Raw genomic sequence first — 8,938 nt, 5'->3', positions numbered from 1 at the left:
GGGCGTGGTTGTGAGTTACACCGCCGATCCGGATGTGCAGACCGGCAAACGCTTTGCGGCACAGGGCATGCAGATTGCCGCAGGGGTGCCTTTGCAATGTGATGAGCCCGCTGACTTCCGAACGTTTCGTATCGGGCTTTTTGGCCTGGACAAACTCTATGATGTGGACGGCACGGTCGAGCGTCTGCGGCGTGTCGTGGATCAGGTGTTGTAAGGCGGAGGTGCCGTCCGCCGGGCGCACGGCACGTGCGCCTTACGAGGATCTGGAAACGTGAGGCGCACGTGCCGTGCGCCCGGCGGACCAAAGGTCCGCCTTACCCTGCGCGCCGCACGCCCAACCCCAATTCCATCAGTGATTTGCGGATTGGCGTAATCTCATGCAATGCGTTCAGGCCGAGCGCCCTTGCATCGCGCGCTAGCGGTGATGTGGCTTGGCTTGCCCGGTTCAAAAGGTCGATGCCGGTCACGCGCATGCGGATATCGCCGTAGCGCGCCTTTTGGTAGCGGGCGAGCATTGCTGCATCCCCAAGGTTTTCGGGTTGGTCTATCGCCAGATCCAGCAGAGTTGTCGTATCGGCCAGCGACATATTCAGCCCCTGCGCGCCAATCGGCGGCACCACGTGCGCGGCTTCGGCGATCAGGGCCACTCTTGTACCGCTCAAACGTTCAGCAATCTGGCTGATGATCGGCCAGATCGTGCGGCGCGATGCGAGATTGAGTGGCCCGAGTATGTGACAACTGCGCTCGGTCATCTCTGCTTCGAACTCTGCGGCCTCCAACGCCAACCGAGCCATCGACTTCGCACCGTCATCCATCCAGACAACAGCAGAGCAGGGCATCCCTTCGTGATCAGGCAGGGGCACGAGCGTAAAAGGACCGCCCGTGCGGTGTACTTCAGTCGAAACGTTTTCGTGCGGGATCGGATGCGTCACGGCAAAGGCCAGCGCCTTTTGGCCATAGCGTTTGGTCGTGACCCCAATTCCGGCGGCTTGCCGTACGGGTGAATTGCGGCCATCTGCGGCTACGACCAGCTTGGCTTTAATACGCGTTCCGTCGCTCAGCGTGACTCGCGCCTCTGCCGTGCGACCCAGGAAACGGCTGGTGCCGGTGCCGGGTCGGAAGTCCACGTTTGGCAGGGCATCAAGTCTTGCCACCAGTTCGCGCCGCAAGCGCCAATTCGGAAAGTTCCAGCCGAAGGGCAGGTCAGACACATCCGACGCTCGGAAGGATTTGACCTCGCGCGCGGCGCCTGTGTCAGTGGCGGCGTCCGCGATGCGCATCACTTCAAGCGCCGCGCCATGCGGGGCAAGCGCGTCCCAAACGCCTGCGCGTTCAAGCAAGTCACGGGCGGGTTGCAGCATCGCTGTGGTGCGCATGTCCGAACCCTCGGCCTCACGCTCGGTCACGGGTGGGGTTGGATCAACGCAGATGACGTTGAACCCGGCCGACCCAAAAGCCGCCGCAGCAGTCAGCCCTGCAATACCGCCGCCGGAAATCAGGATGTCACAGGTTTCGGTCATTTCGCACCTCCGCTACCCGCAAACTATGCCGCCCGGTCCCAGTGCCAAGGTGGCATCCTGTCCTACCCGGTGAGCCGGGACAGAAAATCAGCGAGGTCATCGGTGTGGTGATGGATGTGATCCCCATCGGCGCGTGCCGGCGCCACGTGAACCGTGCGCATTCCCATGGCGTGGGGCACGGCCAGGTTTCGCGGCTCATCCTCGAACATCGCACCGCGTTCGGGTTCGAGCCCGTCGCGGCGAAAGACGCGATCAAACGCGGCGCGATCCGGCTTGGGCTGAAAATCCGCATGTTCAACGCCATAGATCGCGTCGAACCTGCCCGAGAGCCCGCGCGCCGCCAGCACGCGTTCTGCATAAGGGGCGCATCCATTCGTATAGACGATCTTGCGTCCCGGCAGCGTGTCGATACGTGCGGCCAGATCCACGTCGGGTGACAGTTCATCGAATGAGATGTCGTGCACGTCCTCCAGAAAGGGCAGCGGGTCGATCTCGTGTTCCCGCATCAGGCCGGCCAGGGTTGTGCCATGGGTGTGCCAATAGTGTTTGCGCAGCCGGTCCGCCTCACGCTTCGAGACCTTCAAAGCCTCCATGACATAGGCTGTCATCCGCACTTCGATCTGATCAAAAAGGCGCACGGCGGGCGGGTAGAGTGTATTGTCCAGATCAAAGACCCAGGCGCGGACATGTGCAAAATCATCAGCTGGCATAGGGTCGTGGATAGGGCTGGTGCGCGCAGTACGCAAGTGCTTGGGGTTGCGTGACTATGGGCGTGCGCACTATGGTTTGGAAATTCAATGACTTGCGAGGATGCCATGCGCGCCGCACGCCCGACACATACCGATGCCTATTCGATGATCCTCGAAGCAATCGACATCGGAACTTACCGACCGGGTGATCGGTTGGTGGAAAGCGAGTTGGCGGAACGGTTTGGTGTGTCGCGGACACCTGTGCGTGAGGCATTGCAACGGTTGGAAACGCAGTCGCTGTTGTCGCGGGATGGGCGCAGTCTGATCGTTGCCTCTCTTGACCACAACCAGATGTCGGAGCTTTATGTTGTCCGCCGCGAGCTTGAGGGGTTGGCGGCATCCTTGGCCGCACAACATGCCACGGCGGAAGAGGTACGCATCCTGCGTGAGATGGTGGAGGCCGACAACGCGTTGATCAACGATCCGCCTGCACTGGCCCGTGCGAACCGGCGGTTCCATACGCAGATTCATCTTGCGTCGCACAACCGCTACCTTGTTCAACAGCTTGACCTTGTGCACAGGACCATGGCGCTGATGGCAACCACATCGCTGGCCGCGGACGGACGCACGCGCATCGCCCAGGATGAACATGACCGCATCGTGCGGGCGATCGAAGCGAAGGATGAGGCCGAAGCCGGACAGGCGCTGCGCGATCATATCTCGGTCGCGTTCATGACCCGTTTGAAGCAGGATGCAGAGACGCGCCGCGACGAAGCCTAATCCGCGTATCTGATCGGTTCGACCACATCGCCGCTTGCCGTCCCGTGTTGGGTTTTGTCCCAATAGAACGGCGCGCGCACCAGTTCGTAGATGGCCTTGTAGCTGGCGATGGCGCCAAGCGGGAAATAGAGTGGTACGGTCAGAACCCAAGGCAGCAGATGGCGATGATCGCGGTCCGATACTGCAAGCATCCCAATTGCCATGTTCAACAACTCCGCCGCAATGAAGAAAGATGCGGCAGACCAGACGACGGTTGCGCCCAGTGTCTCCATGACCGGGTGAGGCAGGCCGGCGGCGGGCAGCCAGAAGCTCCAAAGCAGTGGAAGCGCTGCGAATTGCGAGACCGTGGCCAGAAACATCGCCTGCACGCCAAGAAACTTTTTGAAACCAAGATCCTGTAGAAGTTGAACAGGGCGGCGCATGTGTACGCAATAGGTAATGAAAAACCCTTTGATCCACCGAGATCGCTGTTTCACCCAAGGCCAGGCGCGACAGTTGGCTTCTTCATAGGTGACGGTGGGGATCAATTCAGTGCGGTAGCCGCGGCGTGCCAGCCGTATGCCAAGGTCCGCGTCTTCGGTCACATTATGTGCGTCCCAACCGCCCAATTCGTCGAGGATTGCACGCCTGAAGAAGAGTGTCGTGCCGCCCAGAGGTAAGACAAGCCCGAGACGTTGAACACCGGGCAATACAAGTCGCCACCAGCTTGCGTATTCTATGGTGAAACAGCGCGCGAGCCAGTTGTGGCGGGCGTTGTAGTAGTCAAGTATACCTTGCAGGCATGCAACGTCAGGACCCGCCGCCGCAAATTTCCAGACGACTTTTTCGATCTGATCCGGCTCTGGCGCATCTTCGGCGTCCCACACTCCGATGATTTCGCCCTTGCAGAAGTCCAGCGCGTAGTTGAGGGCCCGGGGTTTCGTGGTGATCGTGCCATCATCCGGCACTTCAACGACGCGCATCCACTTTGGCAAGCGCGTGCGGGCGAGGGTCGCACGGGTCACGCTGTCCTTGGATTCGAGCACCAGAACAACGTCCAAAAGAGCCTTGGGATATGTCAGGCGGGACAGACGTGTGATCAGCGCCTCCGCAATTCGCTCTTCATTGAACAGGGGAACCATGACTGACACGCGGGGCAGGCGACCAGCAAGCGGCGTGGATACGGGTTCGGGTTGGGCAGGCAAACGGTGCATCAGTCGCGCGACGACCGCGGCCAGTTTAAGACCCGTGGTCAGTGCCAGTGTAAACACCGCCCATCCAATCAATACGGTTGCCGTCCAGGCGGGAAAGAGCACAAGAGACAGTATCAAGAGAGACAGTAGAGCAAGTGCGCCGACCATGCCCGGGGCCCACGTCCGACAACTGACCTCTTTTGGCACTTTGTGCGCAGCCTGATGTGCAAGCTGCGCGCCATAGATCATGGTGATTTGATCGTGGATCTGGTCGATGGACGCGATGACGGGCAACAGCGTGATGGAGGGATCATCGAGCATGTCGCTCACTGCAGACAGCTGATCTGGCCGTGCCGTTGCCACCAGAAGCGTATTGCCGATCCACCGCCATGGCACGACACCAAAATGTTGGCATATCCGTGCAGGCATGGCTGATTTCGTCAACGGATTGGGCGGGTCGATGGTCAGATCCACACGGTCTGCGTCGTGTTGCACGGCAAGTGCGGCCAGCACGTCGTCAGGCTCAACATGTCCTTCGGCCACCAATATCTCGCCCAGCGGGGCATCGAGCTGATGTTGCAGCGCAAGCGCTTCAAGCAAGGTTGTCTGGCTGATCAGTCCGGCGTTTACCAACTGTCGTCCCACGGGCACGGCAGGACGCACAGGCCGGGTGACCGGCTGCGGAAAAGACAGACGTAATAGCGGATCGCTCATGTCGGGTCCCAGGCACAGGAACCCTCACCAATGGCGTCTCATGGTTAACAGTCCGTTAAGACCATTGTAATCGCTTGGTTTTTAACCAGCTCGCGCGGCCATTGCCTCTGCAAACCGTTCGAACAGGTAGTAGCTGTCTTGCGGTCCGGGGCTGGCCTCTGGGTGGTATTGCACCGAATAGACTGGCTTGCCTTCGACACGGATGCCGCAATTGGACCCGTCAAAGAGTGATGTATGTGTTTCCACAACGCCCGCTGGCAGGGTTTGTGCATCCACGGCAAAGCCGTGATTCATCGACGTGATCTCGACCTTGCCGGTATCAAGGTCCTTTACGGGATGGTTTGCACCGTGGTGGCCGTGGTTCATCTTGATCGTCTTGGCGCCGAGGGCGAGGGCCAGCATTTGGTGGCCCAGGCAAATCCCAAAGACGGGCACATCCTTGTCCAGAACGTCCTTGATCATGGGCACTGCATATTCGCCTGTGGCGGCGGGATCCCCGGGACCATTCGACAGGAACACGCCGTCTGGATCGTGTGCCATCACCTCTTCTGCGGTCGCGGTTGCGGGCAGCACGGTGACGTCACAACCGGCAGACGCTAGGCAGCGCAGGATGTTGCGTTTGGCGCCGTAGTCCACGGCGACAACCTTGAATTTTGGGTCATTTTGGGGCGTGTAACCCTCAGGCCAGGCCCACCGTTTTTCGTTCCAGCGGTAGGATTGGGAGCAGGTGACGTCCTTGGCCAGATCCATGCCTTCCAGCCCTGCAAAGTTGCGGGCAGAAGCGACAAGCGCTTCGATATCGAAAACCCCGTCTGGACTGTGGGCGAGGGCCACGTGCGGGGCGCCGGCCTGCCGGATGGCGCGGGTCAGGCGGCGTGTGTCGACACCACCAATTGCGATGCGCCCCCGCGATGCCAACCAGCCCGACAGCCCTTCGGCTGCGCGCCAGTTTGATGGGTCGGTGGGCATCCACTTGACGACCATGCCGGATGCAACCGGGTCACCCGTTTCATCATCTTCCGGGTTCACACCTACATTTCCGATATGAGGGAAGGTGAAGGTGACGATCTGACCTGCGTAGGAGGGGTCCGTCATGATCTCCTGATACCCGGTCATGGCGGTGTTAAAGCACAGCTCGGCCTGCGTTTGACCGGTCGCCCCGAAGCCTTGTCCGTAGAACAGTGTGCCGTCAGCGAGGGCAAGGCAGGCGGTGGGTTTGGCAGGGGTCATGGCAGAGCTTCCAGGTGCGGGCAAAGACAGCGGGTGCAGGCAAATTGCGCGGAAACTAATGTGCGGACCTGTGTTGGTCAAGCCTATTGGTCAATTTACTTTATTGTTTTAAATCAATTGGTTGAGGCGTTGGCATTCCCTTGCCTCAACCTGACGTATGACGTACCTTTAACGTTCAACACGTGCCCATGGGGATGGACATCAAATGGATTTGCGCACCAAGATTTCGGCCGCGCTCAAGCAGGCCATGAAAGACAAGGATGCAGACCGACTTTCGACGCTGCGGCTGATCAACGCCGCCATCAAGGACAAGGATATCGACGCCCGTGCCGCCGGTCAGGACGACGGGGTGGGTGAGGGCGAAGTCCTTGCGATCCTTGGCAAAATGGTCAAGCAGCGGAATGAAAGTGCGAAGACCTATGAAGAAGGCGGACGGCTTGATCTGGCCGAACGCGAGATGGCAGAGACAAAGGTCATCGAAGAATTCCTGCCGCAGAAGCTAGGCGCAGATGCGTCGGCCAAAGCGGTGGATGACGCCATTGCCGAGGTTGGTGCCGAGAGCATCCGGGACATGGGCAAAGTCATGGGTGTTCTGAAATCGAAATACACCGGTCAGATGGATTTTGGCGCGGTGGGTCCCATGGTCAAGGAACGGCTCTGCGCAGCGGCCCACTAGTGGCAACACTGTGATCTGAGGCAGTGAATGCCCTGTTTTGCGGACTTTCACGGGGAGCATGCTCATGCTCCCACTAAAGCTGCAGATCTGCCGCACACAGAAACGGACTTAGGACGCTCTAACGCCGCAGAGCGCGCGTAAGGTCGTCATAAAGTGCGATGCGTTCTTCCTCGCTCAGGAAGGCGCCGATTTCGACTTCGCGCCCTTTACCCTTGAGCGTGACGTAGTGCGGCACCGGTCCCTCGTCATCGTACTTGGTCACCTTGGTCCAGTAGCGGTTGCAATCCCATTCCTGCACCTCGCCATTGGCATCGGTGCGGGTGAGGTGGGTTTCGTCTGCATCCAGTGTCAGAACCTCAATGATCTGACGCGCGCGCCGATTGCGTCGCAGGGCGAAATACATCGCCCAGACGGCGCCCATGGCGAAGGGCAGCAGGCCCCACAACACGACTGACCCCAGCAGGGGCAGGGTCGGGATCAGAATGAGTGTAAAGGTCGCCAGCACGAACGCGGCCATGCCCCGCTGAGGAAGGGAGTTATGTGGCCAGAGGTGGAGTTCCTGCACCTGTGCTTCGGGTTCTGTGGTCCAGCGGTAAGGCATAAGGATGTTATACGCCGCGAACGCGCCAAGTCGAAGGTCAGGTTGTCGCGGCCAAGGTGCCACCGCCCCCCTGGAGGAGTATTGAGGGCGGTGGCATAGCGGCGGGGGTGTTAGAGGTCGGTATAGGAGGCCGACGGTTCGGGGCTCAGACGGCGCTGTTGACTGCTGCCGGACGCAAGATCCTCGCGGTAGAGTTTCAGAAGGCCACGGGTGCCGTCAGGGAGGCTTGCGATATCCTGCAATGTGCGGCTGCCACCTGCTTCGGCGCGCAGGTAGGACGACGTTAGCAAGTGCTGTTGGAAAGTCGTCAGCGTGCCGGTGCCTTCATAGCCCATGTAGCGCTGGTAATCCGAGATGGCGTCGCGCGTTCTTGATCCAACCCGACCGTCGACGCTGCCGGCGTCAAAACCGAAGTAGTTGAGCGAGGACTGGATCTCGCGCCCTTCCTGGGTTGCGGGGATCGAGGGGCGATAGGTTTTTTTGGCCGGTGCGCGGTAGGTGCGCGGTTGCGCGGCGTAGGTGCGGGGGGCTACGGCGCGGCTGCGGGCAGCCTGCCGTTGCTTGTTCTTGCGCACTTCATTGTTGATGATTGCGCCGCCGATGCCGCCGAGGATGGCGCCGGCGATGAAGTCCTTTCGGTCCGCAGTGGCGCTGGTGGCAGGCACAAGGGCGAGCGAGGCTGCAAGGGCAGCGGATAAAAATGTTTTCGACAGCATGACATGCTCCTTTCGTCTGTTGTCCTGCGGGAAGCGGGTCACGGTGTTCGGGCAACGCGGTCCGCGGGCAGCAGTGTGGTTTGGATATGGGACGGTGTGCAGACGGTGGAAGGTGGTTTGTGAGCCTTGCGCGCGCGTGGGCGGTGATCTGCGCGTTTTGACAGGGAGGTGGGCGGTGAATGGCCCAGTTTTGTTACGTGATATTGCATAACAACGCATGTGGGGGTGCGGTTTTACACGTATTCGTTGGGTCTATGGGCAAAGCCACAGAGTTTAGCCGGCTAAGTGAAAGAGCTCAGGCGTGCTGGAAGATCAAGGCATGTATCAGGGTGATATGCGGTGGCATAGCGAACGACCTGGTCATAGCGATGTCCATTTGATCCGGCCTATTCAGCGTCTGCACCCAGCTCGTTTGACCGCGCAACCCCGAGGGCGCGACAAAACAATCCGACCCGGCAAAGAGAGGCTAATCAAACCAAATGCGAGACCCCCGACATGTATTGGCGCGCGCACTGACCAGGTGGAAAGCCAACCTTTCGCTCCGGCCCAAGCACGGAGCTTCACGCGCTTGATGCGAGGAGTCGCTGTGCGGGCCAGCCTCGCCATGTTGCTGTAACGAGTGGGATCAGCGCAAGCAACGCTGCGAAAGTGTACGCAACATGCACTTGTGCAATTCCTTCCAAAGAAAAAGGGCCCCGGTCGCCACCGGAGCCCTTCTTGGTTTTCATGTCTGCACGGCGCTTAGTGCGACGGCGCTTTGTCCCAGTCTTCCTGCTTGGGCAGGGTTTCGAACGTGTGCTCTGGCGGCGGGCTGGGCAGGGTCCATTCCAGCGTATCCGC

The 8,938-nt window shown here is 60.0% G+C and carries 8 protein-coding genes and 1 pseudogene; 3 read left to right on the top strand and 6 right to left on the bottom strand.

What is annotated here, in order from left to right; all coding sequences use genetic code 11:
• A pseudogene (locus tag AC6RA8_RS19080) lies at nucleotides 1-214 on the top strand (alanine--glyoxylate aminotransferase family protein); the annotation flags it as partial.
• A 100-nt stretch (nucleotides 215-314) separates the two neighbouring features.
• Here the strand turns inward: AC6RA8_RS19080 and AC6RA8_RS19075 are convergent.
• Together AC6RA8_RS19075 and AC6RA8_RS19070 are read right to left on the bottom strand one after the other, a co-directional pair.
• The gene (locus AC6RA8_RS19075) at nucleotides 315-1,520 is read right to left on the bottom strand and encodes a UbiH/UbiF family hydroxylase (protein ID WP_500354901.1); all 1,206 of its coding nucleotides are present in this window, start codon (nucleotides 1,518-1,520) and stop codon (nucleotides 315-317) included.
• Between the two features lie 62 nt (nucleotides 1,521-1,582).
• Nucleotides 1,583-2,230 (bottom strand): pyrimidine 5'-nucleotidase, encoded by a 648-nt coding sequence (locus AC6RA8_RS19070; protein WP_500354899.1) that lies wholly within the window; start codon nucleotides 2,228-2,230, stop codon nucleotides 1,583-1,585.
• A 105-nt stretch (nucleotides 2,231-2,335) separates the two neighbouring features.
• On the opposite strand from AC6RA8_RS19070, the gene AC6RA8_RS19065 reads away from it, so the two are divergent.
• Nucleotides 2,336-2,989, top strand: a complete 654-nt coding sequence (locus AC6RA8_RS19065; RefSeq protein WP_299209450.1) for a GntR family transcriptional regulator — start codon at nucleotides 2,336-2,338, stop codon at nucleotides 2,987-2,989.
• On the opposite strand, the gene AC6RA8_RS19060 is transcribed toward AC6RA8_RS19065, so the two are convergent.
• Together AC6RA8_RS19060 and carA are read right to left on the bottom strand one after the other, a co-directional pair.
• The gene (locus AC6RA8_RS19060) at nucleotides 2,986-4,875 is read right to left on the bottom strand and encodes a glycosyltransferase (RefSeq protein ID WP_500354897.1); all 1,890 of its coding nucleotides are present in this window, start codon (nucleotides 4,873-4,875) and stop codon (nucleotides 2,986-2,988) included. The genes AC6RA8_RS19065 and AC6RA8_RS19060 overlap by 4 nt on opposite strands.
• Before the next feature lie 81 nt (nucleotides 4,876-4,956).
• Complete coding sequence (gene carA, locus AC6RA8_RS19055) at nucleotides 4,957-6,105, bottom strand: glutamine-hydrolyzing carbamoyl-phosphate synthase small subunit (protein ID WP_500354895.1); 1,149 nt, start codon at nucleotides 6,103-6,105, stop codon at nucleotides 4,957-4,959.
• A gap of 205 nt (nucleotides 6,106-6,310) precedes the next feature.
• Here carA and AC6RA8_RS19050 point away from each other — a divergent pair, with 205 nt between their 5' ends.
• A complete protein-coding gene (locus AC6RA8_RS19050) occupies nucleotides 6,311-6,781 on the top strand; it encodes a GatB/YqeY domain-containing protein (protein WP_500354894.1) in 471 nt (156 codons plus the stop codon).
• 118 nt (nucleotides 6,782-6,899) lie between these two features.
• Here the strand turns inward: AC6RA8_RS19050 and AC6RA8_RS19045 are convergent, their stop codons facing one another.
• Together AC6RA8_RS19045 and AC6RA8_RS19040 are read right to left on the bottom strand one after the other, a co-directional pair.
• Nucleotides 6,900-7,382 (bottom strand): DUF2244 domain-containing protein, encoded by a 483-nt coding sequence (locus AC6RA8_RS19045; protein WP_500354892.1) that lies wholly within the window; start codon nucleotides 7,380-7,382, stop codon nucleotides 6,900-6,902.
• A 110-nt stretch (nucleotides 7,383-7,492) separates the two neighbouring features.
• On the bottom strand, nucleotides 7,493-8,098 hold the full coding sequence (locus AC6RA8_RS19040; RefSeq protein ID WP_500354891.1) for a peptidoglycan-binding domain-containing protein: 606 nt from the start codon (nucleotides 8,096-8,098) through the stop codon (nucleotides 7,493-7,495).
• Between the last annotated feature and the right edge of the window lie 840 nt (nucleotides 8,099-8,938).

It is taken from the genome of Tateyamaria sp., from assembly GCF_059783535.1.
Note: the sequence above shows the minus strand (reverse complement) of the source record. Positions and strands in the feature narration are given on the sequence as shown.